Annotated in this window: 28 protein-coding genes; 19 read left to right on the forward strand and 9 right to left on the reverse strand. The window is 71.1% G+C overall.

Features of this window, described 5'->3' with window-relative positions; all coding sequences use genetic code 11:
• The first annotated feature begins 73 nt into the window (after positions 1-73).
• From ID574_RS22630 to tsaD, 12 genes are all read left to right on the forward strand, one after another.
• Positions 74-1483 (forward strand): PhoX family protein, encoded by a 1410-nt coding sequence (locus tag ID574_RS22630; protein WP_188190955.1) that lies wholly within the window; start codon positions 74-76, stop codon positions 1481-1483.
• Positions 1484-1495: 12 nt separating this feature from the next.
• Positions 1496-1846, forward strand: coding sequence for a holo-ACP synthase (locus ID574_RS22635; RefSeq protein WP_188190956.1), 351 nt, complete (start codon positions 1496-1498; stop codon positions 1844-1846).
• A gap of 9 nt (positions 1847-1855) precedes the next feature.
• On the forward strand, positions 1856-3307 hold the full coding sequence (locus ID574_RS22640) for an NAD(P)H-hydrate dehydratase (protein WP_188190957.1): 1452 nt from the start codon (positions 1856-1858) through the stop codon (positions 3305-3307).
• A gap of 124 nt (positions 3308-3431) precedes the next feature.
• A complete protein-coding gene (gene alr, locus ID574_RS22645; RefSeq protein WP_188190958.1) occupies positions 3432-4571 on the forward strand; it encodes an alanine racemase in 1140 nt (379 codons plus the stop codon).
• 13 nt (positions 4572-4584) lie between these two features.
• Positions 4585-5634, forward strand: a complete 1050-nt coding sequence (locus ID574_RS22650) for an alpha/beta fold hydrolase (RefSeq protein WP_188190959.1) — start codon at positions 4585-4587, stop codon at positions 5632-5634.
• Positions 5635-5657: 23 nt separating this feature from the next.
• Positions 5658-6092 carry a tRNA (adenosine(37)-N6)-threonylcarbamoyltransferase complex ATPase subunit type 1 TsaE gene (tsaE, locus tag ID574_RS22655; protein ID WP_188191406.1) on the forward strand — a complete coding sequence of 145 codons (435 nt, stop codon included), beginning with the start codon at positions 5658-5660 and terminating at the stop codon, positions 6090-6092.
• Positions 6093-6259: 167 nt separating this feature from the next.
• A complete protein-coding gene (locus ID574_RS22660) occupies positions 6260-6946 on the forward strand; it encodes a hypothetical protein (protein WP_188190960.1) in 687 nt (228 codons plus the stop codon).
• Between the two features lie 3 nt (positions 6947-6949).
• The gene (locus ID574_RS22665) at positions 6950-7489 is read left to right on the forward strand and encodes a class F sortase (RefSeq protein ID WP_223166971.1); all 540 of its coding nucleotides are present in this window, start codon (positions 6950-6952) and stop codon (positions 7487-7489) included.
• Positions 7490-7514: 25 nt separating this feature from the next.
• Entirely contained in the window at positions 7515-8405 is an 891-nt protein-coding gene (locus ID574_RS22670; protein WP_188190961.1) for an aminoglycoside phosphotransferase family protein, read from the forward strand.
• A 45-nt stretch (positions 8406-8450) separates the two neighbouring features.
• Entirely contained in the window at positions 8451-9095 is a 645-nt protein-coding gene (gene tsaB / locus ID574_RS22675; protein ID WP_188190962.1) for a tRNA (adenosine(37)-N6)-threonylcarbamoyltransferase complex dimerization subunit type 1 TsaB, read from the forward strand.
• A gap of 11 nt (positions 9096-9106) precedes the next feature.
• Complete coding sequence (gene rimI / locus ID574_RS22680) at positions 9107-9538, forward strand: ribosomal protein S18-alanine N-acetyltransferase (RefSeq protein ID WP_188191408.1); 432 nt, start codon at positions 9107-9109, stop codon at positions 9536-9538.
• The gene (gene tsaD, locus ID574_RS22685; protein ID WP_188190963.1) at positions 9531-10562 is read left to right on the forward strand and encodes a tRNA (adenosine(37)-N6)-threonylcarbamoyltransferase complex transferase subunit TsaD; all 1032 of its coding nucleotides are present in this window, start codon (positions 9531-9533) and stop codon (positions 10560-10562) included. Before rimI ends, tsaD begins: the two co-directional genes overlap by 8 nt.
• Here tsaD and ID574_RS22690 read toward each other — a convergent pair whose 3' ends face one another.
• From ID574_RS22690 to ID574_RS22705, 4 genes are all read right to left on the reverse strand, one after another.
• Complete coding sequence (locus ID574_RS22690; protein ID WP_188190964.1) at positions 10563-10934, reverse strand: hypothetical protein; 372 nt, start codon at positions 10932-10934, stop codon at positions 10563-10565.
• Between the two features lie 83 nt (positions 10935-11017).
• Positions 11018-12949 carry an apolipoprotein A1/A4/E domain-containing protein gene (locus ID574_RS22695; protein ID WP_188190965.1) on the reverse strand — a complete coding sequence of 644 codons (1932 nt, stop codon included), beginning with the start codon at positions 12947-12949 and terminating at the stop codon, positions 11018-11020.
• 226 nt (positions 12950-13175) lie between these two features.
• Entirely contained in the window at positions 13176-14333 is a 1158-nt protein-coding gene (locus ID574_RS22700; RefSeq protein WP_188190966.1) for a class I SAM-dependent methyltransferase, read from the reverse strand.
• A 638-nt stretch (positions 14334-14971) separates the two neighbouring features.
• On the reverse strand, positions 14972-15505 hold the full coding sequence (locus ID574_RS22705) for a MarR family winged helix-turn-helix transcriptional regulator (RefSeq protein WP_188190967.1): 534 nt from the start codon (positions 15503-15505) through the stop codon (positions 14972-14974).
• 87 nt (positions 15506-15592) lie between these two features.
• On the opposite strand from ID574_RS22705, the gene ID574_RS22710 reads away from it, so the two are divergent.
• From ID574_RS22710 to groL, 3 genes are all read left to right on the forward strand, one after another.
• Positions 15593-16462, forward strand: coding sequence for an NAD-dependent epimerase/dehydratase family protein (locus ID574_RS22710; protein ID WP_188190968.1), 870 nt, complete (start codon positions 15593-15595; stop codon positions 16460-16462).
• A gap of 346 nt (positions 16463-16808) precedes the next feature.
• Complete coding sequence (gene groES / locus ID574_RS22715; protein WP_043623565.1) at positions 16809-17120, forward strand: co-chaperone GroES; 312 nt, start codon at positions 16809-16811, stop codon at positions 17118-17120.
• 71 nt (positions 17121-17191) lie between these two features.
• On the forward strand, positions 17192-18811 hold the full coding sequence (gene groL / locus ID574_RS22720; protein ID WP_188190969.1) for a chaperonin GroEL: 1620 nt from the start codon (positions 17192-17194) through the stop codon (positions 18809-18811).
• Positions 18812-18877: 66 nt separating this feature from the next.
• Here groL and ID574_RS22725 read toward each other — a convergent pair whose 3' ends face one another.
• From ID574_RS22725 to ID574_RS22735, 3 genes are all read right to left on the reverse strand, one after another.
• The gene (locus ID574_RS22725) at positions 18878-20134 is read right to left on the reverse strand and encodes an RNA polymerase sigma factor (protein WP_188190970.1); all 1257 of its coding nucleotides are present in this window, start codon (positions 20132-20134) and stop codon (positions 18878-18880) included.
• Positions 20131-20478 (reverse strand): YciI family protein, encoded by a 348-nt coding sequence (locus ID574_RS22730; protein WP_188190971.1) that lies wholly within the window; start codon positions 20476-20478, stop codon positions 20131-20133. The genes ID574_RS22725 and ID574_RS22730 overlap by 4 nt, the downstream gene beginning before the upstream one ends.
• Positions 20479-20558: 80 nt before the next feature.
• A complete protein-coding gene (locus ID574_RS22735; protein WP_188190972.1) occupies positions 20559-20948 on the reverse strand; it encodes a YybH family protein in 390 nt (129 codons plus the stop codon).
• A 52-nt stretch (positions 20949-21000) separates the two neighbouring features.
• Between ID574_RS22735 and ID574_RS22740 the strand changes: the two genes are divergently transcribed.
• Both ID574_RS22740 and ID574_RS22745 read left to right on the forward strand, forming a co-directional pair.
• The gene (locus tag ID574_RS22740; protein ID WP_223166972.1) at positions 21001-21390 is read left to right on the forward strand and encodes a winged helix-turn-helix transcriptional regulator; all 390 of its coding nucleotides are present in this window, start codon (positions 21001-21003) and stop codon (positions 21388-21390) included.
• Positions 21391-21526: 136 nt separating this feature from the next.
• Complete coding sequence (locus ID574_RS22745) at positions 21527-22120, forward strand: DUF7711 family protein (RefSeq protein WP_188190974.1); 594 nt, start codon at positions 21527-21529, stop codon at positions 22118-22120.
• Positions 22121-22122: 2 nt separating this feature from the next.
• On the opposite strand, the gene ID574_RS22750 is transcribed toward ID574_RS22745, so the two are convergent.
• Entirely contained in the window at positions 22123-22539 is a 417-nt protein-coding gene (locus ID574_RS22750) for a hypothetical protein (protein WP_188190975.1), read from the reverse strand.
• 313 nt (positions 22540-22852) lie between these two features.
• On the opposite strand from ID574_RS22750, the gene ID574_RS22755 reads away from it, so the two are divergent.
• Entirely contained in the window at positions 22853-23488 is a 636-nt protein-coding gene (locus ID574_RS22755; protein WP_188191409.1) for a sigma-70 family RNA polymerase sigma factor, read from the forward strand.
• A complete protein-coding gene (locus ID574_RS22760; protein ID WP_188190976.1) occupies positions 23485-23760 on the forward strand; it encodes a hypothetical protein in 276 nt (91 codons plus the stop codon). Before ID574_RS22755 ends, ID574_RS22760 begins: the two co-directional genes overlap by 4 nt.
• On the opposite strand, the gene ID574_RS22765 is transcribed toward ID574_RS22760, so the two are convergent.
• A complete protein-coding gene (locus tag ID574_RS22765; protein ID WP_188190977.1) occupies positions 23721-24098 on the reverse strand; it encodes a DUF5319 domain-containing protein in 378 nt (125 codons plus the stop codon). The two genes, ID574_RS22760 and ID574_RS22765, sit on opposite strands and share 40 nt — an antisense overlap.
• Between the last annotated feature and the right edge of the window lie 8 nt (positions 24099-24106).

A 24106-nucleotide genomic window follows, 5' to 3' on the forward strand; every position in this document is an offset into this window, starting at 1 on the left:
ATTTCGGGGAATGACCATCGATCTTGGTGAATTCGTTATCCACCGAATTGCGGGCGACTAGTGTCTTGAGGTTGTGGACCGTCGTCGCTTCATCGCCAACGTGGTCGCGGGCATCGCCGGGCCCTTCGCCGGGGTCGCGTGCGCCGGAACGCAGGGGGGCGCCAAGCCGGCGCCCAGCGGGTACGGGCCGCTGCGTCCGGTACGCGACCTGCGGGACGGCAAAGTGCGGCTGCACCTGCCGGCGGGCTTCAAATACCGCTCGTTCAGCGCCGCGGGCGAGAAGTTCAGCGACGGGTCCACCGTGCCGGGCCGGCACGACGGCATGGCGGCCTTCGCGGGCCCGGGCGACAGCGCCATCCTGATCCGCAACCACGAGGTCAACGGGCCCGTCGGCGCGTTCGGCGACAAGGGCAACGCTTACGACCCGATGGCCGGAGGCGGCACCTCGACGCTGCGGGTCACCCGCCACGGCGAGGTGATCAAGAGCGCGCCGTCGCTGAACGGCACCATGATGAACTGCTCGGGGGGCCCCATGGCGTGGCGGGCCTGGCTGAGCTGCGAGGAGACCGTCAACGGCCCCGACGTGGCCGACGACTTCTCCGGCGGCGACAACTCCAAGCTCAAGGAGAAGCACGGCTACATCTTCGAGGTCCCGGTCGCCCGCGCCGCCACGGCGAGGCCGATCAGGGCGGCCGGGCGCTTCCCGCACGAGTCGGCGGCCTTCGACCCGTCGTCGGGCGCCGTCTACCTGACCGAGGACAACTTCGCCTTCGCGTCAGGCTTCTACCGCTACCTGCCGCCCAAGCACCCGATGCTGGCCGGGAAGCTGCTCGACGGCGGCCGGCTGCAGATGCTCGCCGTCAAGGGCGCCAAGCGCAAGGACCTGTCCCTGGGACAGGAGCCCGGCGCCTCGTACGCCGTCGAGTGGGTGGACATCGACGACCCCGACCCCGGCTTCCGCGGCCGCCCGTCCAACGACGAGGTCGTGCAGGCCGTCGGCCGACAGGGCCGGGCCAAGGGCGCGGCCCTCTTCTCCAGGCTGGAGGGCGCCGTCTTCCACCAGGGGACGATCTACTTCGTCTCCACCCAGGGCGGCGACACCGACCCCACCGACCCGCCGCCCTCCGGCTTCGGCAAGGGGCGGGGCCAGATCTGGGGCTACGAGACGTGGAGCGGCCGGCTCAAGCTCGTCTACGAGTCGCCGCGGTCGGCCGCGCTCGACCTGCCCGACAACGTGACCGTCAGCAGGCGGGGCACGTTGGTGCTGTGCGAGGACGGCGAGGGCGCCAACTACCTGCGCGGGCTCACCAGGTCGGGGGAGATCTTCGACTTCTGCCGCCTGGAGCCGATCCCCGGCGACCCCGGCGCGGAGTTCGCCGGCTCCACCTTCGGGCCCGGCGGTCACACGCTCTACGTCAACGTCCAGGCCAAGCAGGGCAGATCCATCGCGATCTGGGGGCCGTGGGAGCGGGGGCTGTTCTAATAACCTGGGACGGTGATCCTGGGCATCGGCGTGGACATCGTGGACATCGCCCGCTTCCAAGCGGCGCTCGAACGTACGCCGGCGCTGCGCGAGCGGCTGTTCACCGAGGTCGAGCGGCCGCTTCCGGTGCACTCGCTGGCCGCCAGGTTCGCCGCCAAGGAGGCGGTCGCCAAGGCGCTCGGCGCGCCTAAAGGACTGGGTCACCTGGAGGCCGAGGTGCGCTGCGACGAGCTCGGCAAGCCGGAGCTGCACATCACGGGCAAGGCCGCCGACGTCGCCTACGAGCTCGGGGTCAAGCGCTGGCACCTCTCCCTCAGTCACGACGCGGGTGTGGCCGTGGCCTATGTGATCGCGGAGGGATAGCTTCGGATCATGCGCACCGCCTACAACGCCGACCAGATCCGGGCCGCCGAGCACGTGCTCATGGCGAAGCTGCCGCCCGGCACGCTCATGCAGCGGGCCGCCTCCGGGCTCGCCGCCGTCTGCGCCGACCTGCTCGGCAGCGTGTACGGCAAACGCGTCGTGCTGCTCGTCGGCAGCGGCGACAACGGCGGGGACGCACTCTACGCCGGTGAGCGCCTGGCCAGGCGTGGGGCGTGGGTGGGCGCCATCCTGGCCGGGTCCAAGACCCACGAGGCGGGGCTTGAGGCGTTCCTGGCCGCCGGCGGGCGGGTGGTCGACCGGACGTCGCTCGACCGGGCCGACCTGATCGTGGACGGGCTCGTCGGGATCGGGGCGACGGGGGCGCTGCGGGAGCCGTACCGGGAGCTCGTCGAGGAGGCCAACGCCGCGCGCGGGGCGATCGTCGCGGTGGACGTGCCGAGCGGCGTGGACGCGAGCACCGGGCAGGTGCACGGGACGGCGGTGCGCGCCCGCGTCACCGTGACCATGGGGGCGTACAAGACGGGGCTGCTCGTCGATCCCGGCGCCGCCTGCGCGGGAGCGATCGAGCTGGTGGACATCGGGCTCGGGTCCTACCTGCCCGACCCCGACGTGGCCGGGCTGACCCACGGCGACGTGGACGTGCTGCTGCCGCGCCCGGCCAAGGAGTCGGACAAATACCGCAGGGGCGTGGTGGGCATCGCGGCCGGGAGCGATCTCTACACAGGCGCCGCGGTGCTGGCCGTGGGTGGGGCGCTGCGGGCCGGGGCGGGCATGGTCCGGTACGCCGGCACGTCCGCGCCCGTGGCGCAGGTGCGCGCCCACTGGCCGGAGGCGGTGATCACTCAGCTGGAGCGGCCGTCGATCGAGGACGTCGGGCGGGTGCAGGCGTGGGTGCTGGGGCCGGGGCTCGGCACCGACGACTGGGCGCACGAGGTGGCGGCGAGGGTGCTCGAATCCCACGTGCCGGTGCTCATCGACGCCGACGGGCTGACGCTCGTGGCCAGGGACCGGTCGCTGCTGTTCCGCAGCGTGCCGACGCTGATCACACCGCACGCCGGGGAATTGGCGCGGCTGCTGCGGGCCGATCGGGACGACGTGGAGGCGGCGCGGCTGGAGTACGTACGGCGGGCTTCCGCCGAGTTGGGGGTCACCGTGCTGCTCAAGGGGTCGACGACGGTGGTGGCCGAGGAGCCGCGGCCGGTACGCGTCAACGGGACGGGCACCTCGTGGCTGGCCACCGGAGGCACCGGAGACGTGTTGTCCGGGGTCGCGGGGGCGCTGCTCGCGCAGGGATTGAGTTGTTACGATGCGGCGTCCTGCGCGGCGTACCTGCATGGGCTGGCCGGGCGCCTGGCCGCCGACGGTGCTCCGCTGGCGGCGGCGGACGTCGCCGCGGCCATCCCCGCCGCGATCCGCGCGGTGACGGCCGACACCGCCTGACCCTCCCCGGCCCCGGAGGTGCGTGGACGGCGAATCCCGCACCCCGAGTGTGCGGGGTGAGGGTCGGCGATGGCGGTGGCGGGAATGGCGCTCGACCACGCTGCTGAGCTGCCACACTAGAAGGATGTACTCCCCGAAGGCCACGCCCGCGCAGGCGCGGGTGGATCTGGCCGCGATCAGGCAGAACGTGGCCCTGCTCAAGGAGCGGGCGGGCGGCGCGGAGCTCATGGGCGCCGTCAAGGCCGACGCGTACGGACACGGCCTGGTCCCCTGCGCCGAGGCCGTGCTGGAGGGGGGCGCGAGCCGGCTCGGCACCGCGTTCGTCAGGGAGGCGCTCGCGCTGCGCGAGGGCGGCGTGACCGCGCCGATCCTGGCCTGGCTGATCACTCCGGACGAGCCGCTGGAGGAGGCGCTGGCGCACGACGTCGAGCTGTCGGCGGCGGACGAGCGGCTGCTCGGCGAGATCGCCGACGTGGCCAGGCGCACGGGCCGCACCGCGAAGATGCACCTCGAGGCCGACACCGGCATGAGCAGGGGAGGCTCCCCGCTCGCCGCCTGGCCGGCCCTGCTGGACAAGGCGCTGGAGCTGCGGGCCGAGGGCGTCATCGAGATCGTCGGCCTCTGGTCGCACTTCGCCTGCGCCGACATCCCCGGGCATCCCTCGATCGAGCAGCAGCTGGAGGCGTTCAAGACGGCGCTCAAGCTGGCCGATCAGACCGGCGCGGCCGGTTCCCACGTGATCAGGCACATGGCCAACTCGGCCGCCACCATGACGCTCCCCGAGGCCCGCTACGACCTGGTCAGGCCCGGCATCGCGATGTACGGCCTGAGTCCGATCCCCGAGCTCGGCGACTTCGGCCTCCGCCCGGCCATGACGCTCACGGCCCAGGTCGGTCTGGTCAAGCGGGTCCCGGAGGGCTCTGGCGTGTCATACGCTCACCTCTATGTCACCGACCGGGAGACCACGCTCGGCCTGGTCCCGCTCGGCTACGCCGACGGCATTCTGAGGCACGCGACCGGACGCGCCGAGGTGCTGGCCGGCGGTCGGCGCAGATCGATCGCCGGGCGGGTGTGCATGGACCAGTTCATGATCGACATGGGCGACGACCCGCTGGCGGCGGGCGACGAGGTCGTGCTGTTCGGCCCGGGTGACGGGGGCGAGCCGACCGTTCAGGAGTGGGCGGATACCCTCGGCACGATCACGCATGAGATCGTGACCAGGATCGGCTCGCGGGTACCGCGAGTCTACGAGGGCCGGCACTAGAAGGATCGGGGAGATGACGACGACAACACGGCGCAAGGTAGGGATCGCCGGCGCGATCGTCGGCGCGGCTTCCGCCGGTGTCGCGGCGGCGGCGCTGGCCAAGCGCTACGCGGTCGGCCGGATCAGGCTGCGCCCCGACACCGAGGCCAGCGAGCCGTTCGGCGAGCTGCGGGGCAGGGAGCGCACGCTCGTCACGTCCGACGGCGTGGCGCTGCACGTCGAGATCGACGGCCCCGAGGACGCGCCGCTGACGATCGTGTTCTGCCACGGCTACTGCCTCAACCTGGAGTCCTGGCACTATCAGCGCAAGGACCTGCGTGAGAACTACCGCATCGTCCTGTGGGACCAACGCTCGCACGGCCGCTCGCAGCGCGCCGGCGCCGACGACAGCACGATCGACCGGCTGGGCGAGGATCTCGCCGAGGTGATCGAGCAGTTCGTGCCGGGCCCGTGCGTGCTGGTCGGCCACTCCATGGGCGGCATGACGATCATGGCGCTGGCCGACCGCTACCCCGCGCTGTTCGGTGAGAAGATCCGCGCCGTGGCGCTCCTCGCGACGTCGGCGGGCAAGCTCGCCGAGCTCACCCTGGGCCTGCCGGCGATGGTGTCCAAGGTCGTGCACAAGGTCGCCCCCTCGACCGTGTCGATGCTGGGCAAACGGGGCGCGCTGGTCGACAGGACCCGCAACGTGGGCAGCGACATCGCCTTCCTGATCACCCGCTACATGGGCTTCGGCGACTCCAAGAACATCAGCCCCACCGTCGTCGACTTCGCCGAGTCCATGATCAGGGCGACGCCGACCGAGGTCTTCGCCGATTTCTACCCGGCGCTGATGAACCACGACAAGTTGTCCGCGCTGCACGTCCTCGACACCGTCCCGACCGCGATCGTGGTCGGCGAGCGAGACTGGCTGACCCCGCCCGACCACAGCAAGGCCATCGCGGCCGCGCTGCCCAAGGCCCAGTTGACCGAGGTGCCCGACACCTCGCACCTCATCCAGCTGGAGCGGCCGGGCGTCGTCAACGACGCGCTGCGCGACCTGGTGAAGAGGGTGGAGCTGTAGTGAGGGCCGCGACCGCGGAGGACATGCGGGCGTACGGGGCCCGTCTGGCCGCGTTGCTGCGCGCCGGCGACCTGGTCGTCCTTTCCGGATCGCTCGGCGCGGGCAAGACCACGCTCGTGCAGGGCATCGCCGAAGGTCTCAAGGTACGCGGCCCCATCACCTCGCCCACGTTCGTGATCGCCAGGGTGCACCCGTCGCTGCGCCAGGGCCCGCCGCTCGTCCACGCGGACGCCTACCGGCTGGGCGGCGGCCTGGAAGTGGACGACCTCGACCTGGACGCGTCTCTGGAGGACTCCGTCACCGTCGTCGAGTGGGGCGAGGGGCTGGTCGAGGGCCTGGCCGAGGACCGCCTGGAGATCCACATCGACCGGGAGGCCGGTGACGAGGCCAGGATCGTGACCTTGCGCGGCGTGGGCCCCCGATGGGCCGACACGCCGTTTGATCGGCTCGAAGATTAAAATGCCGATCAATCGCCGGTAAAGCTGGCACCCTTGACGTACCTGGCCAAAGATGTAAATCATGATCGTTGGCTAGGGATTCGCCCAGATTTTCTGGGTATCAGGAGGGGCGACATCCACGATTTGGGTGGATGCTTGTGGCAAGACGGCAAAGTGGGGTGCGGCCGGTGCTCAGGGTCAGACGAGTCGCGTACGCGGGAGCCATCGTCATGGTCGGTCTGACGGGGTGCACAGCCTCGGCCGAGGCCGGCCCCACACCGACACCGACACCGACACCCAGCGGCACGGTCAGCCCGACGGCCACCGCCACCCCCACCGCCACGGTCACCAGCCCCCGCCCGACCGTCACCAGACCCACGATCCAGGTCCAGCTCAACCCCGACAGCGTCACCGCCGGCGAGACCTCGACGGTGTGGATCCTGGCCAACTGCCCCGTCCCGAGCGGCGGCCCGGCCCACACCGGCACCGCCACGTCCAGGGCGTTCGTCACCGGCGCCAACCTCAACCCGGTCCCCGCCGGCACCACCTCGCCCACCCCGACCGGCGCCGCCAACGGCTCGCCCTGGGTACGCGGCTCGGCCCAGGTCTCGGGGACGGTCCGGCGCGGCACGTACACCGTCAACGTCAAGTGCGACGGCACCAACGACATGGGCACCGCCAGGCTGCGGGTCGTCGCGCCCGAGGCGCTGCCGACCAACGTGCCGACCAAGGCGCCCAGAGCGGGCGGCGGCGGCACGTACGCGCAGGACGTCGCGGACGAGTCCACGATCCCGCTCGGCCCCGCGGGCGTGCTGATCGGGCTGGCGCTGGCCGCGGGCATCGGCATAGCGGTCAAGCGGCGCAACCGGGCGTAGACCATGGCCCGCCCAGGACGGGTGGTGCTCGCGGGGGCGGTGACGGGCATCCTGCTGTTCGCCTTCGGCAAGGGCATGCAGCAGACCGCCTCCACCCCTGTCGCGAACGTCGTACCCGAGAGCATCGACATCCCCTCGATCGAGGTCGAGGCCCCGCTGATGAAGCTGGGCCTGGAGAAGAACGGCGACGTCGAATTACCGCCGTACGAGAAGCCCAAGGTGGCCGGCTGGTACACAGGCAGCGCGGTACCCGGCGAGAAGGGCGCCTCGGTGATCATCGGCCACGTCGACACCAAGACGGCGCCGGCCGTGTTCTACAAGCTCAGGCAGTTACGCAAGGGCGAGACCGTGAAGGTCGAGCGCAGCGACGGCAAGACCGTGACGTTCAAGGTCGACTCGATCGAGCAGGTGCACAAGGACGACTTCCCCACCAAGCGCGTGTACATGGAGGACGGGCTCAGGCTGGTGACCTGCGGCGGCAAGTTCGACTACGCCAAGGGCGAATACCTGGACAACATCATCGTCTACGCTTCCCGGGTATGAGCACCCTCCCGCGACCGGCACGCGCGTGCCCTGGCACGAGGTGCACCCGGCCGTGCGCGCGGCGATCGAGGAGTTCCTCGGCGGACGCGTCGTCAAGGCGGTCACCCAACCCGGAGGGTTCTCGCCGGCGGCCGCGGCGCGGCTGCGTACCGACGGGGGCAGGCGGGCCTTCGTCAAGGCCGTCGGTCCCGAGCCGAACCCCGACACCGTCCGCCTCTACCGCTCCGAGCTCAAGATCGCCGCAGCGCTGCCCGCGTCCGTTCCCGGGCCCCGGCTGCTGACCGGGTTCGAGCTGGAGGGCTGGGTGGCGCTGGTCTTCGAGGACGTCGAGGGCGATCATCCCGAGTTGCCGTGGCGGCGCGACCAGCTCGACCGGGTGCTGGAGGCCGTGGGCAGCATGTCGGCCGCGCTCACCCCCAGTCCCATCGACGCGCCGCCGATCGGCGAGGTCCTGGGGTCGGACTTGCACGGCTGGCACAAACTGTTGGCGGAGGACACCAGCGGGCTCGACCCTTGGGCGCTCGGCCACCTCGAGGTGCTGGCCGAGCTGGAGTCCGGCTGGGAGGAGGCCGCGGTAGGCGACACGCTGGTCCACGCCGACCTGCGAGCCGACAACGTCCTGCTCACCGACGAGCGGGTCTACGTCGTGGACTGGCCGTGGGCGTGCGTCGGCCCGCAGTGGTTCGACCGGGTGGCCATGCTGCCGTCGGTCGGCATGCAGGGCGGGCCGCCGCCGCATGAGCTGTTCACCGACCCCGACCCGGCCGTGACCGCCGTCGTCGCCGCGATGGCGGGATACTTCGTGCGGCAGGCCCGACAGCCCGCTCCGCCGGGGCTGCCGACCATCCGGGAGTTCCAGCGGGCGCAGGGCGTGGTCGCGCTCGACTGGCTGCGGCGGCGTACCGGCTGGGACTGACGATACGGCCGGTTGAGACGGCTCCTGCAGGTAGGCTAAACAGTCGTGCTGGTCCTGGCCTTTGATACCGCGACGCCTGCCGTCACCGCCGCGCTCCACGACGGCGAGCGCGTGCTCGCCGAGTCCACGACGATCGACGCCCGGCGCCACGGCGAGCTGCTCGTCCCCACCATCGAGCGGGTGCTGGGCGAGACGCGCGCGACGTTGCGCGACGTGACGGCCATCGTGGCGGGCAGCGGCCCCGGGCCCTACACCGGGCTGCGCGTCGGGCTGATGACCGCTCAGGGGCTCGCCACAACGCTGGGCGTGCCCGCGTACGGCATCTGCACGCTCGACGCTGTCGCCTACGGCAGCGGGCTCGCCGAGCCGTTCCTGGTGGCCACCGACGCGCGGCGCAAAGAGGTGTTCTGGGCCCGCTACGCGGACATGCGCACCAGGCTCGACGGGCCGTTCGTGGAGCGGCCCGCGCAGGTGCCGGTGGAGGGGCTGCCGGTGGTGGGAGCCGGTGCCGAGCTCTATCCCGAGGCTCTCGGGCAGAGCGCCGGCCCACCATACCCGTACGCCGGGGCCCTGGCGTCCCTGGCGGCCGAGCGGCTCGCGGAGGGCACCCCGCTCGACCCGCCCCGCCCGATCTACCTGCGCCGGCCCGACGCCGTCGTGCCGGGAGCGCCCAAGAGGGTGACGGCGTGAAGCTCAGACCGATGACCGAGGCCGACCTGCCCGCGGTCATGGCGATCGAACGGGCCACGTTCCCACTCGACGCGTGGAGCGAGGGCATGATGCGCGGCGAGCTTGACGACATGCCGCGTTCGCGCCACTACGTGGTGGCGCTGGTCGATGACGAGATCGTGGGTTACGCCGGGCTCGCCGCCGCGGCCGACCAGGCCGACGTGCAGACGATCGCGGTGCTGCAGAAGCACCAGGGCACGGGCATCGGCAGCGCGATGCTGACGGAGCTGCTGGCCGAGGCGGGGCGCAGGGGCGCACGGGAGGTCTTCCTCGAAGTACGCGCCGACAACCCGCGGGCGCAGGCGGTCTACCGGCATTTCGGGTTCGAGGAGATCGGCACCCGCCGTCGCTACTACGACGACGGCACCGACGCGATCATGATGAGAAGGAAGCTGGATGGCTGACGCACCTCTGGTCCTGGGCATCGAGACGTCCTGCGACGAGACCGGCATCGGCATCGTCAGAGGCCACACGCTGCTGGCCAACACGATCGCCTCCAGCATGGAGGAGCACGCCAGGTTCGGCGGCGTCGTGCCCGAGGTCGCCTCGCGTGCCCACCTGGAGGCCATGACGCCGACCGTGGAGGCCGCGCTGGCCGAGGCCGGTCTGAAGTTCTCCGACATCGACGCCATCGCCGTCACGGCCGGTCCGGGGCTGGCGGGTGCGCTGCTGGTCGGGGTCGCGGCGGCCAAGTCCTACGCGCTCGGGCTCGGCGTCCCCCTCTACGGCGTCAACCACCTGGCCGCCCACGTCGCCGTCGACCAGCTGGAGCACGGGCCGCTGCCCAAGCCGTGCGTCGCCCTGCTGGTCTCCGGCGGCCACTCCTCGCTGCTGCTGGTGCCCGATGTGGCCGAGGACGTGATCTCGCTCGGCTCGACCGTGGACGACGCGGCGGGTGAGGCGTTCGACAAGGTGGCGCGGGTGCTGGGGCTGCCGTTCCCCGGCGGGCCGCACATCGACCGGGCCGCCCGCGAGGGCTCGGGCACGGCCATCGCCTTTCCGCGCGGCAAGATCGACGACGGCACGCTCGACTTCTCCTTCTCCGGGCTCAAGACGGCCGTGGCTCGCTGGGTCGAGGCCCGCGAGGCTTCGGGGCAGTCCGTCCACGTGGGCGACGTGGCCGCCTCCTTCCAGGAGGCCGTGGTCGACGTGCTGACCCGCAAGGCGCTGCAGGCGTGCCGGAAATACGGCGTGGACGACCTGCTCATCGGGGGCGGTGTGGCGGCCAACTCCCGGCTGCGGGCGCTGGCCCAGGAGCGGTGCGACGCGGTTGGCGTACGGCTGAGGGTGCCCCGTCCCGGGTTGTGCACCGACAACGGCGCGATGGTGGCCGCCCTGGGCTCCGACCTGGTGGCGGCCGGTGTGTCGCCCTCCAGTCTGGAGATCCCGGCCGACTCCTCGCTGCCGATCACCACGGTCCACGTCTGATCACGCCGGCTGCTTCCCGCGCAGGGCCCGCAGGCGCACGGCCAGCGCGGCGGCCGTGAGCACCGACAACAGGCCCAGGACCCACCAGTCGGACTCGCGCCCGCCCATGTGCTGGTCGAGGAGGTGGTTGATCGCGTGGAGCGTGTTGGTGACCAGGTAGCCCGCCAGCACGACCGCGATCACGTCCCGCCACCACAGCGCCGCCAGCATCATGAGCCCGATGCCGATCTGAAACACGCCCGCGTCGTGCAGAAAGTGGACGTGGTTGGGCCAGTTGGCCCACGCCGCGAAGCCCGCGGGATCGATCCGCATCCACACGCCGACGACCAGCATCGTGGCCGCGCCCACAACGATCGTGATCTTGATGAACATGCGTCCGTTCTCCTTTCGAATCCGAGGAACGGACGCTCACGATCAGGCGGACGTGACAATCCTGGCTGTGAGGTGCCCCACAGTCAGTCTTTGGCCCTGGTGGGGCGCAGCAGCGCCTCGGCCAGGGCCAGCATGGTCTCCTCCAGGGCGCTGAGGCGCTTGGTCAGGTCGGTGGCGGCGGGCTCGACGACGCTGGTGACGGTCTTGGCCAGCTCGTCGCGGTCGGGGCGCGACCTGACCAGGTCGCTCAGCGCGTCGGCGGCGGTGGTCAGGCGCTCGGCCTGCTCCCCGGCCTGCGACTGGAGCAGGTCGGCGAGGCCCAGGTCGGCGGGGAGCCGGCCCACGCGCTCGTTCACGGCCTCGATGCGGTCGTCGACCGCCTCCAGGTGCTCGCTGGCCTGCTCGGCGCGGGTCGCCAGGCCGCTCATGCGGGTCTCCAGGCCGTTGAACCGGGTGTCGAGGCCGCCGAGGTGGCCCTCCACGGCCTCGAAGCCGTTGCTCAGGTGCTCCTCGGCCTCGATCAGCCGCTCGTCGAGGGCGTCGAGGTGGCTGTCGAGCTTGTTGAAGCGGCCCTCGGTGCGCGTGGTGGTGTCGCCGAGGCGCTGGTCGGTGGCGGCCACGCGCTCGTCGAGCGCGGTGAAGCGGGCGTCGATGCGTACGTCGAGAGCGTCGAACCGGTCGTCGTGCCTGCCCAGGTGGCCGTCCACGGTGCCCAGCCGCTTGTCCACCGCGCCGAGCCGGCTGTCCATGCCCGTGAGCCGCTTGTCGACGCCGGCCATCCGGCCGTCGAGACCTTCGAGCCTGGTGTCGATGTCGGACAGGCACTCGTCGGCGGACTCCAGGCGCCCGTCGAACCCGGTGAGCCTGGAGTCGAGGCCGAGCAGCCTGCCCTCGACCCGGTCGAGCCTGGCGTCCACGCCGTCGAGCCTGGCCGACAGGCGCTGCTCGCTCTCGCCGAGCTGCACGGCGAGGTGCTGGTCGGCCTCGTCGAGGCGGGTCGTGAGGCGCTGCTCGACGTCGGCGAGGCGGTCGGTGAGCCGGGTGTCGGCCTCGTCGAGGCGGGTCGTGAGGCGCGCGTCGGCTTCTTCGAGGCGCGCGGCGAGGCGCTGGTCGCTCTCCTGGATCCGGGCGGTGAGGTCGCGGCCGGTCTCCTCCAGCCTGGCGGTCACGTCGCGGCCGGTCTCCTCGAGACGGGCCGTGGTGTCGTCGAGCTTGGCGGTGAGCCGCTGATCCGTCTCCTGCAGCTTGGCGGTGAGCCGCTGGTCGGTCTCCTCGAGGCCGGCGGTGAGGCGCTGGTCGGTCTCGTCGAGCCTGGTGGTCAGCTGCCGGCCGGTCTCCTCCAGGCGGGTCGTGAGGCGCTGGTCGGTCTCGTCGAGACGGGTGGCCAGGCGCTGCTCCGCGGCCTCCACTTTGCCGGCCAGCTGCTCGGCCGCGCCGGACAGCCGGTCGTCGATGCCCTCTGACAGGTCGCCGACCGCGGCCTCCACGCGGTCGGTGCGGGTGGCGAGGTCGGCCACCGACTTGTCGAGCCTGGTGAAGCGGCTGGCGGCGGCCTCCATGCTGGAGTTGAGGCTGGCCAGCATGGCGGCGAAATCGGACATGCCCTTGGTGATGCCACTAGTGGTTTCCAGCACGGACTGCAGGCGTTTGAGCGCTTCGTCGACGCTTTCGCCCACGGTGCCCACATCGGCCCAGAGGCTCGGCAGCTCGGAGACCGGTGCGATGCGGGCGTCCACATGGCCCACGCGTTCGCCGACGGCGTCGACGTGGTCGCGTACGGCCTCCACGTGCTGAGCCAGCCCCTCCGCCCACATCGGCGGCTTGACGACGATGTCCTCCAGCCGGCCGTTGACGGACTCCAGGGTGCCGCTCAGGCCGCCGAGCTCGCGCTCGCGGACCTCCCGCAGCAGCCACTCCATGCCTTCTAGACGCTGGCGGATCTCGTCGAGCACCGCCCCCTGGGTGCGCTGTTCGTACACATGGTCCTGGGCGGCGCGCTGCAGCAGGTCTCGCATCCTCTCGGAGACGAGGGAATGGCCTCCTGGCTGAAGAAGGGTCGTGTGGTTGGAATTGTCCACCGAAAGGCTCCTTCGCACGCCGACGGTCTGCCGCGCAGCGGTGGGATTGGTCCGGTTTGCAGATGAAAGGGCGAGAATGCGGGCAACCGCATTAGGGGGAGAACTCCCGCCCGTCCACCTTAGCCTGTGGATCAAGGTCCGTCAGGGGCGAAGGAAAACTCGTTCAGGCAGGTGGGGTGGTGTCACAGATGAGGGCGTACGGTTTATTCATGATTCTGGTCAAAATGATTACCGCCGACTTTTTTCCATTAAGTCGCAAGTCTGCGCGGAGGCGTTCGATGTCGACGGCGGATGCGCGCTTTTTGATAGTGACATTTCCGATTTGCCGCTCGCGGAGCGCCGCGCGCAGCTTTTTCAGCGAGAACGTCATGAGGTCGTCCACCTCGTATCTCGCCGCCCACGGAGTGTCCACCGGCTCGTCGGCCGTGATGTACGCGACCAGCGGATCGAGCAGGCGGCCGCCGACCAGCTCGGCCACCTCGCCCACCAGGTGCGCGCGGATCGCGGCGCCGTCGGGCTCGTAGACGTAGCGCCCCATGGCGCCGACGTGGGCCTGAGCGCCGGTGGCGGTGAGGCCGTGGCCGCCGGGCAGCAGGGTGGCGCGACGGGTCGGGTGGTCCCCGGTCCAGAGGGTGGCCTCCTTGACCTCGCCCTTGTACGAGACCCACTCGGCCTCGGCGCCTGCGGGGATGAACTCGTACGGGATGCCGGGCGCCACCTTGACGCAGGCCCGCCCGGCCCTGGAGACCAGGTCGAGCACCACGGGCCAGGGCGGGGAGTAGGCGAGCGGGTCGAACGTCCTGCCCCTGCTCGTGCGGCGGGCCGGGTCGGCGAACAGCACGTCGTACTCCTCGGGCCGGACCGCGGCCGCGTCTCCCACGGTCACCGTCACCCTGCCGGCCAGCCCGAGCGCCTCGGCGTTGGCCCTGGCCACGGCCACCGTCAGCGGGTCGACGTCCACGGCCGTCACGGTGCAGCCGGCGCGGGCGAGCGCCAGGAAGTCGCCGCCGATGCCGCAGCAGGCGTCCACGACCGTGGCCCCGGCCAGGCGGCGGGCGCGGTGCTCGGCGACCTCCTTCCTGGTGGACTGCTCCAGGCCGTGGGGCGTGAAGTACATCCTCCCGGCGTCCTCGCCGAACTTGGCCCTGGCGCGGTCGCGCAGGCCGGCCTGGGTGAGGGCGGCCGAGGTGAGGGCGGCGTCGTAGGTTTTGCGCAGCTTCGTGGCGGCGGCCACCGGATCGGCGCCGGCGAGCTCCCCGGCCTCGGTGAGCGCTCGCTGACCGCGCGGGGTCAGCAGCTCGTTGAAGGCATCGAGGTCCACACCACCCGACGCTACCGCGCCCCCACGCCTCTCCGACCCGACGCCCACCCCGGCCTCGGGGGAGTGCAGTGGCGGTCGGGGAGTCGCCTGGGTGTGGTGGCCGGGGTCGTCTCGGTGCGGGCGTGGCCGTCGGGCGTCGCCCTCGGTGGCGAGCGTGGTGATCCGGTGTCGCCCACAGGACTTCATGACGGTCGGAAGTCGGCTCAGGGCGGGTGAGACGGTGTGATGCCGCGTGCTTCCTCAGCAGGCCGCGCCATGCGGATCGCCGCCTCGGCAGGTGCGTCCGCCACCCTCGGGGGCGTGGCTGCCGGGACGCGTCGCTCGAGCGCGGCGTGGCGCGGCCGGGCCTCAGGTATCGCTGCGCACGCCCGCCCACGCCGGCGAGCACGCACGGGGTCGCGGGCGCCGCCCGGAGTGCGGGATGGCCGCCGGGTTGGGAGCGCCGTCGGCCGGAGGCGACACCGGGCGCTGCTGCGGCGGCGTCCCGCTCGGCTGGGGGGAGCGTCCCGGTGTGGACGGAAGGGTCCTGGTGCGCGGTGGGGAAGGTCCCGGTGCACGGAAGGTCGCGGTGCACGGTGGGAGGGTCTCGGTGCGCGGTGGGAGGGTTCCGGAGCGCGACGGGGGCGTCCCGGTGCGTTTCACCTGGATGCGGGTGCGGTGCCGGGGGTGTGCTGGTCTGGGGCGGTGTCGCCCAGGGAGAGGAGGAGTTTGCGGAGGAGGGCGGCCAGGGCGTCGCGGTCGGCGGCGGAGAGGCCGGACAGCAGGCGGTGCTCGTTGGCGGCGTGACGCTCCAGGACCTCGTTGGCCACCCGCCGTCCCTCGTCCGTCAGCGCGACCAGCGTCATGCGCCGGTTGCCCGGCGCCGGCCGGCGATCCACCAGCCCGCGCTCGACGAGATGATCCATGCGGTTGGTGAGCGCGCCCGGGCTGACCATGGCGGAGGCCGACAGGTCCTTCATGCACATGGAGGCGCCGTCACCGCTCCTGAGCAGCGTGGCCAGCATGTCGAACTCCCACGCCTCCAGCCCGTGCCCGGCCAGCTCCTCCTTGACCCCGCGCTCCAGCAGCCGCGAGGCCCGCGACACCCGGCCGATCACTCCCATGGGGGACACGTCGACGTCGGGCCGCGCGCGTGCCCATTGCCCGAGGATCACGTCGACCGCATCGTCCATGAGCCAATCGTACGACATTGAAATATTCGAGATGGTGCGCTACGTTCTGCGTAGAAATGTTCAATGTCGAAATTTTGAGGTGGGACAATGAAGGTGCTGGTACTGGGCGCGACGGGCTACATCGGGACGGCCGTGGTGGAGCGGCTGGCCGAGCGCGGGCATGAGGTGGCGGCGTTCGTGCGGCCGGCGGCCGATGGGACGAGGCGGGTGCCGGCGGCGGCCGACGAGCGGTACGGCGACCTGGCGGACGCCTCGGCGCTGGAGGCCGCGATCACCGCCGACGTCGACGCCATCGTGCACGCCGGCCAGTTGACCGGAGACCAGGACACCGACCTGGCGACCATCGGCGTGCTGGCCCGGGCCGCCTCCGCCGAGCAGCCCAGGAAGGTCGTCTACGTCAGCGGCGTCTGGGTGCTGGGCGAGACCGACGGCGCCGACGAGGAGAGCCCGGCGAGGCCGATTCCGCTCGTGGCGTACCGGGACAAGGTGGAGCGGCTGGTGCTCGACGGCGGCGGCTCCGTGGTGCGGCCCGGCGTCGTGCACGGGCGCGGCGCCGGCATTACGGCGCTGCTGCGCGACCAGGCCGCGCAGCGCGGGACCGGCGTCTACGTCACCGCCGGCGGCGCGGTGCCGACCTGGACCTTCGTCCACGTGGACGACCTGGCCGATCTGATCGTGACCGCTGTGGAGAAGGGCGGGGCGGCCGTCTATCACGGCGTGAGCGAGGAGGGCGTGCCCGTCACCGCCGTCGCGGAGGCGGCCGCCAGGTCGGCCGGCGTCAAGGAGGCGGCCGAGCCGTGGCCGCTCGACGAGGCCGCGCAGGTGCTCGGGGAGGGCTTCGCGCAGGCCCTGGCGCTCAGCCAGCGCGTCAGCGCGGCCCGCACCCGCCAGGCCCTCGACTGGCACCCCTCCCGCCCCGGCATCGTCGCCGACCTGACCGAGGGCTCCTACGTCTAGGCCCGTCCCCCCACTCGTGCCGCTTCGTCGCGTCTGCCCCGTTGAGGTCGGTGGGCGGCGGAGGGCGCTCGCGGTGACGTGCGGAAACGCGCCCGGCGACACGCGATCATCCCCGCGCCGGCGCGTACGATCGATCGTTCGGCGGAGATTTTCGAGCTAGGACGACCCCCTTATCGCTCTGAGCAGACGCGTTCGTGTTGACTGTCAAGCCCCTCTTGCATATGTTTCCTGTTGGCACTCTCCCCTTGAGAGTGCCAACGTGCGACGAGGCAGGTCTGACACCCGCGACGGCAGGCCCAGCTGGTCGCCTCTTCTAGATCATTCAATCTGAAGGGGAGGTCCGATCGTGACGACCGCCACTAAGGTTCCCGTTAAGCCGCTCGGCGACCGCATCGTGGTCCAGCCGCTTGAGGCCGAGCAGACCACCGCTTCCGGCCTGGTCATCCCGGACACCGCCAAGGAGAAGCCGCAGGAGGGCAAGGTCCTCGCGGTGGGCCCCGGCAACTGGGACGAGGACGGCGACAAGCGGATTCCGCTCGACGTCTCGGAGGGCGACATCGTCCTCTACAGCAAGTACGGCGGTACCGAGGTCAAGTACGGCGGCGAGGAGTACCTCGTGCTCTCCGCCCGCGACGTTCTCGCGATCATCGAGAAGTAGCCGGATGTGTCGAGCCCCGGGCGCTCTTGAGGGCGACCGGGGCTTTCGACGCCAGGAGAGGACTTTCAGCAATGCCGAAGATCCTGGAGTTCAACGAGGACGCCCGCCGCGCGCTCGAGCGCGGCGTCAACGCCCTCGCGGACGCAGTGAAGGTAACGCTCGGCCCGCGGGGCCGCAACGTCGTCATCGACAAGAAGTTCGGTGCTCCGACGATCACGAACGATGGTGTGACCATCGCTCGTGAGATCGAGCTGGAGGAGCGCTACGAGAACCTCGGCGCCCAGCTCGCCAAGGAAGTGGCGACCAAGACCAACGACATCGCCGGTGACGGCACCACCACCGCGACCGTCCTGGCCCAGGCGATGGTCCGCGAGGGCCTGCGCAACGTGGCCGCCGGCGCCTCGCCCCTGTCGCTCAAGCGCGGCATCGACAAGGCCGCCAAGGAGATCAGCGACCGCCTGCTGGCCAGCGCCCGCCCGGTCGAGGACAAGAAGGAGATCGCGAATGTCGCCACGATCTCCGCTCAGGACGCGCAGATCGGCGACCTGATCGCCGAGGCGTTCGACAAGGTGGGCAAGGACGGTGTCCTCACCGTCGAAGAGTCCAACGCCATGGGCATGGAGCTCGAGTTCACCGAGGGCATGCAGTTCGACAAGGGTTACCTGTCGGCCTACATGGTGACCGACCCCGAGCGGATGGAGTCCGTCCTGGAGGACGCCTACATCCTGCTCACCCAGGGCAAGATCTCCTCCATCGCGGACTTCCTGCCGCTGCTGGAGAAGGTCGCCCAGACGAAGAAGCCGCTGCTCGTGGTCGCCGAGGACGTCGAGGGCGAGGCCCTGGCCGTCCTGGTCACCAACAAGATCCGCGGCACGTTCACCTCCGTCGCCGTCAAGGCCCCCGGCTTCGGCGACCGCCGCAAGGCGATGCTGCAGGACATGGCCATCCTCACCGGCGGCCAGGTCGTCAGCGAGGAGGTCGGCCTCAAGCTGGAGCACGTCGGTCTCGAGGTGCTCGGCACCGCCCGCCGCGTCGTGGTCACCAAGGACAACACGACGATCGTCGACGGCGCCGGCGACCAGGCGGCCATCGAGGACCGCGTCAAGGAGATCAGGCTCGCCATCGAGCAGTCCGACTCCGACTGGGACCGCGAGAAGCTGCAGGAGCGCCTGGCCAAGCTGGCCGGCGGTGTGTGCGTGCTGCGCGTCGGCGCCGCCACCGAGGTCGAGCTGAAGGAGAAGAAGCACCGCCTCGAGGACGCGATCTCCGCGACGCGTGCCGCGATCGAGGAGGGCATCGTCTCCGGCGGTGGCTCCGCGCTGATCCACATCTCCAAGGACCTCGACGGGCTCGGCCTGTCGGGCGACGAGGCCACGGGCGTCGGCATCGTCCGCCGCGCGCTGGTCGAGCCGGCCCGCTGGATCGCCGAGAACGCCGGCCTGGAGGGCTACGTGGTCACCCACAAGGTCGCCGAGCTGGAGGCCGGTCACGGGCTCAACGCCGCGACCGGCGAATACGGCAACCTGATCGACCAGGGCGTCATCGACCCGGTGAAGGTCACGCGGTCGGCGGTGCAGAACGCCGCCTCGATCGCGGGCATGCTGCTCACCACCGAGGCGCTTGTCGTCGACAAGCCCGAGGAGGAGGCCCCGGCCGCCGGCCAGGGCCACGGTCACGGCCACGGCCACTGACCTGTTCGTCACCGTACGGCCCGCACCCCGGCTACGTGGGTGCGGGCCGTAAGGCGTTTCCTGGGGTCATCGCGGGGCCGGGAGATCCGCCAGCCGCCCGGCCAGGAACTCGCGTTCGGCCTCGTTGCCGGTGAGCTCCAGGGCCTGACGGTAGGCGGCCGACGCCTCCTCGACGCGGCCCAGCCGTCGCAGCAGGTCCGCCTTGATCGCCGGGAGATACCGGTATCCCGCGAGCCGGTCGTCCTTCTCCAGCTCCTCGACCTCCGCCAGCGCCCGCTCGGGACCGGCGGCGTGCGACAGCGGCACCGTGCGGTTCAACGCCACCACGGGGGACGGCCACACCGTCAGCAGTTCGTCGTACAAGGTCACGATCTGCGCCCAGTCCGTCTCCTCGTAGGACGGCGCCTCGGCGTACAGCGACGCGATCGCGGCCTGCAGCACGTAACGGCCCGGCCGGCCGCCGCGCAGGCCGTCCACGATCAGGTCGTGCGCCTCGGCCATCGCCGCCCGGTCCCACCGCGAGCGATCCTGCTCCTCCAGCCGCAGCAGCCGGCCGCGGTCGTCCACCCGGGTGGCCCGCCGGGCGTCGGTGACCAGCAGCAGGGCGAGCAGGCCCCACACCTCCCGCTCGTCCGGCATCAGCTCCCGCAGCATGCGGGCCAGGTGCAACGCCTGGTCCATCAGGTCCGCCCGCATCAGCTCGCCGCCCGAGGGCCCGGTGTACCCGGTGGTGAACAGCAGATGGATCACGCCGAGCACCGCGCGCAGCCGGTCCGGCAACGCCGCCGCCTGCGGCACCCGGTACGGGATCCGGGCCGCCGAGATCTTCTTCTTCGCCCGGGTCAGCCGGGCGGCCATCGTCGGCTCCGAGACCAGGAACGCCCGGGCGATGTCACCGGTCGGCACCCCGCACACCAGCCTGAGCGTGAGGGCCACCTGCGCCTCCTGTGCCAGCGCCGGATGACAGCACATGAAGATCAGGCGAAGCCGTTCGTCCCGCACCGCGTCCTCCGCGTCCTCCGCTTGCTCCTCGACCGGCTCGTCCGCCGTCTTCTCCGGTTCAACCAGCAACGGCAGCTTTGCGCGGAATGTCCGTTCGCGTCGTACCGCGTCCATCGCGCGGCGTCTGGCGGTGGTGGTGAGCCAGGCCGGCGGGTTGTCCGGGATCCCGTCGCGCCGCCAGCTCACCAGCGCCGCCGCGTAGGCCTCCTGCACGCATTCCTCGGCCAGGTCCAGGTCCGCCGCCACGCGCGCCGTGGCGGCGAGGACCAGGGCCCACCCGTGGCGGTGCGCGTCCGCCACGGCGGCCTCGACCTCTGTCATCCTCCGAAGAACCCGCCGGCCACGGGCCGTACCTCGACCCCGCCGCCCTGCTGGGTGATGGGGTTGCGGCGCGCGATCTCCAGGGCGGCGTCCAGGTCGGGGGCCTCGATCACGTAGACGCCGGCGACGACCTCCTTGGCGTCGATGAAGGGCCCGTCCGTGATGGCGTCTCCGCGGATGGAGGTCGCCGTGGTGCTGGGCTGCAGCGCGAACGCCGTGAGCATGGTGCCGCCGAGCTTCTCCACGTCCTGTCCGTGCCGGTCATGCGCCTCGCGCTGCTCCGGGGTGAGGTCGTCGGCGTCGGCGGGGGCCTTCGCGTACAGCAGGATCGCGTACTGGGCCATGGGGTGCCCCTTTCAGGTGTGAATCGTCCCTACACCCTTACGTCGGACGGGTGGCCAGAATTCGACAGGGCTCTTTGGAATCAGGCGGAAATTTCCCGGCGTACGCCGAACGGGTTGTCGATCACATACCGCCAGCGTCCGTCCTCGCCCCGGCGGGCGACGTCGGTGGCGGTGCCCTCTATGCGCACCGGCCGCCCGTCGCGGTCCGCGCCCTCGATCACCCAGTCCACGATCAGCAACGCGAGGTCGCCCGCCGTGTAGACGTGCCGCGGCCGGACGGCGATCGGCGGTCCCATGAACCGTGCGTTCGCCACGAGGGCCTCCTCCCCGGTCAGCGGAGTGCCCGGCGCCGGCACGAACACCGCCCCGCCCTCATAGACTTCGGCCACCGCCGCCGGGTCACCGCTGTTGAACCGCTCGGCGAACACCATGGGCACGTCCTCCGGCCGCTCTGCGAGCTGTTGCATCATGTACGTCCTTCCAGAATCGTCGGAGACGCGGCAAACGCTAGGAGGCGCCATCGTGACTCACCAAACGGTTGGCCACCGGGTCCGGCCCGGACTGCCCGACGACCCGCGGGCGGACGTCACGGAGCCCAGCCCGTCCTGTCCGGTGGAGATCGCCCTCTCCGCCCTGCGTGGACGGTGGACGACGCTGGTGATCCGCGAGCTCCTGCAGGGCGAGCGCACCTTCACCGGCCTCCGCCGAGCCCTGCCGGCCCTGTCGGACAAAGTCCTGTCCGATCGGCTGGCGCAGCTCACCGAGGCAGGCGTGCTGGAACGGCACCGCGAGCCCGGCTGGCCGCCTCGCACCCACTACCGGCTGACCCCTCAGGGCCACCGCCTCGGCCCCGTCCTCCAGGCGCTCTGGGACTGGGGCGCCGCCGCCCCGCCGGTGACCACTGCTTCTTGACCAGGTGGCGGGACGCTTAATGTCCGACTCGCGGTCGGTGCCGTCCGGCTGCACTTGCGTTCCTCGGCGAACAGGAACGCCTCGGTGGGGTCCGTACGCTGGTCGCGGGGTCACTGTGAGGAGGAGGTGGCGGACGATGCGGTACCGGCGTGCGGTGGAGCGGTTGCGGATGCTCGCCGAGGCGTGCGACCAGACCAGGCGGGTGCCGGCGGCGGAGCCGTTCCTGCGGGAGGCGTACGTCTTCGGGGACCTGCTGGAGGGCTCGGATCCCGTCGACGCCATCGAGGCCGTCTTCGTGCTGAACCTGCCGCCGGAGGAGGTGACCTGGGGTTCCCAGCCGCCGGGCACCGCGTGGGTGGTCGACTTCCTGGACCTGGACAAGGGCGGGGTCGCCTACTACTGGCGGTCCTTCCGCGATCCGGTGGGCAACCACGTCATCCGCGGCCCGGTGCGGTTCTGGTCGCTGGAGGGGCCCGACAAGAGCGTCCTCGACGCGCTGGCGGAGCGCCGCTTCGACGTGCTGCGCCGGGTGACGCCCGGCGCCGAGGAGGAACGGGCCCGGGTCGCCGGCGAGCTGGAGGCGGCTCTCGAGCATTTGCGTGCCGTGCACCGCTCGTACTGGGACCGGAAGTGGCGGCGGGAGCACCGCGGGATAGGCCGATATCCGGAGCATCACTTGTGGGAGGCCGTGCAGGGCTATCTTGATCTGCTCGACGCGCGCGGCGAATGACTTCACGTGCCGGCCACCCCGGCGCTTCGCCGGATGGGGCAGGGATGGGAGACGTGCCGGTTCGGGCAGCAGATCATGCCGATGGTGGCGAACCTGCCGCCCTGGAGCCATTCGCCCCACTGCACGTCCACGCCGCGCGGCAGCAGGTCACGGGCGCCGGCCAGCCGCTCCTCCAGCGGGATGCGGTCGGGGACGAGGAAGGCGTCGCGGACCTCGCCGTACGCGCGGGCCAGCCACGCGACCGCCGCCTCGACGTCGTCGAAGCTGGCGGCGATGCGGGAGGCGGGCTTGGCCAGCCAGTCGCCGGTGCGCATGGGCGGCAGCGGCGACGTGCGGAAGTCGGGTGAGTCGGGCCGGCGCTCGTCCTCGTTGTCACGCTCGACGCCGGCGCCCGTCCACTGGTAGGCGTGCCAATGCATCGTGATCTGCGCCTCCCGCCGCCTCCACACTCTCCAAGCAGCGCCTCTTCCATGGAATCACCGGCCTGGCGGCACGGCACCTGGGCACCTATGGGGGGAAGTGGGGGAAAAGGTGGATTAATGGCGTAAACCGCGGGCGGGGGATAAGCGTCCAGGGTCTGACAATTGTCGCACATTCCGGGTTATCGGCTGAAATATTATGTCAACAGGAAAGGCTTAGTGTGGTCGGGTGATTACGTCTGGTTATCGTCGCTTCAATGTGACCAATCCGTAGCCGTTCGCCATGACGACAGGCCGGATCAGTGCGGGCATCATGCCTATCGTGAGCGAGGGAAGCGTCGCCGACGCCAAAATTGGGGTAAGGCTCGCGTCGAGACTTCCGGCACGGACGGATGACTCCGACCTTAGGGAACTGACGAGCCTCGCCGTACAGGGGGATCGCAGCGCGATCGAATCCCTGCTCGGCGAGTTGCGTCCGATGGTGGTGCGGTATTGCCGCGCCAGGCTGGGCAGGGTTTCAGGGCAATATCACATTGCCGATGACGTCGCCCAGGAGGTGTGCATCGCGGTGTTGTCCGCGCTGCCGCGGTACCGGGACATGGGGCGGCCCTTCGCGTCCTTCGTCTTCGGGATCGCCTCGCACAAGGTGGCCGATGCGTTGCGGAGTTCGGTGCGGTCGGCCGTGCCGACCCAGGATCTGCCGGACGGGCCGGACGAGGGGCCCGGCCCCGAGGAGACCGTGGTCCGCTACATCGAGGTCGAGCAGGCGCGCCGGCTGCTGGCCAGGCTGCCCGAGAACCAACGGGAGTTGCTGCTCTTGCGGGTGGTCTCCGGGCTGTCCGCGGAGGAGACCGGTAATGTACTCGGTATGTCACCAGGTGCGGTCCGCGTCGCCCAGCATCGGGCACTCGCCAGGTTGCGGCAGATGGCGGAGCTGGAGTCGGCTTGACGCCAGAGGAGGAGACCGACGCGCTGCTCGATGCGCTCGGTCGTGGAGAACGGCCGGCCGATGCGGTCGGCCCCGGCCACGCGGGCGGTCGAGGAGACCACGACGATCCGGCGGTGCGGCTGCTGGCCGCGCTGGTCGAGGACGTCCTCGATGGCTCAGACGGGTCCTGCCCGCCCGATGATCTGCGGCATTCCGCTCGCCTGTCGGTGGCCTCCGCGCTCGGTGGGGTCGGTCAGCGGCGTTCCTCCGTGTCGATGACGCCGTCGACATAGCCTCTGGCGTAGTCCCAGCTGACGTAGTCGGCGGGGTCCGGGTGAAAGGCCGGCTCGTGGACTTGTGGCTGGCCTTTCTCGATCATTTGTCGTAGGTTGCCGCGCAGCAGCTCCCAGTCGAAGTAGTGCTGCTCGCCGCATTCCGGGCAGTCGAGTACGAGACCCAGCACCCCCTGCGGTTCGAGCAGGGAGCGGAAGACCTCGACGTCGGCGAGGTCGGTGATGGCCTCGTCACGCTCGGCTGCGGTCAGTGGCTCCGCGTCGTCGAGCGCGCCCATTGCCGAGGAAGGGTCGTTCGGGTCGTCCGCGAACGGGTCGCGGGGGACGTCTTCCAGCACCTTCCCAC

Origin of the sequence: Nonomuraea sp. SYSU D8015 (genome assembly GCF_008065375.1) — a bacterium.
Classification (GTDB): Bacteria; Actinomycetota; Actinomycetes; order Streptosporangiales; family Streptosporangiaceae; genus Nonomuraea.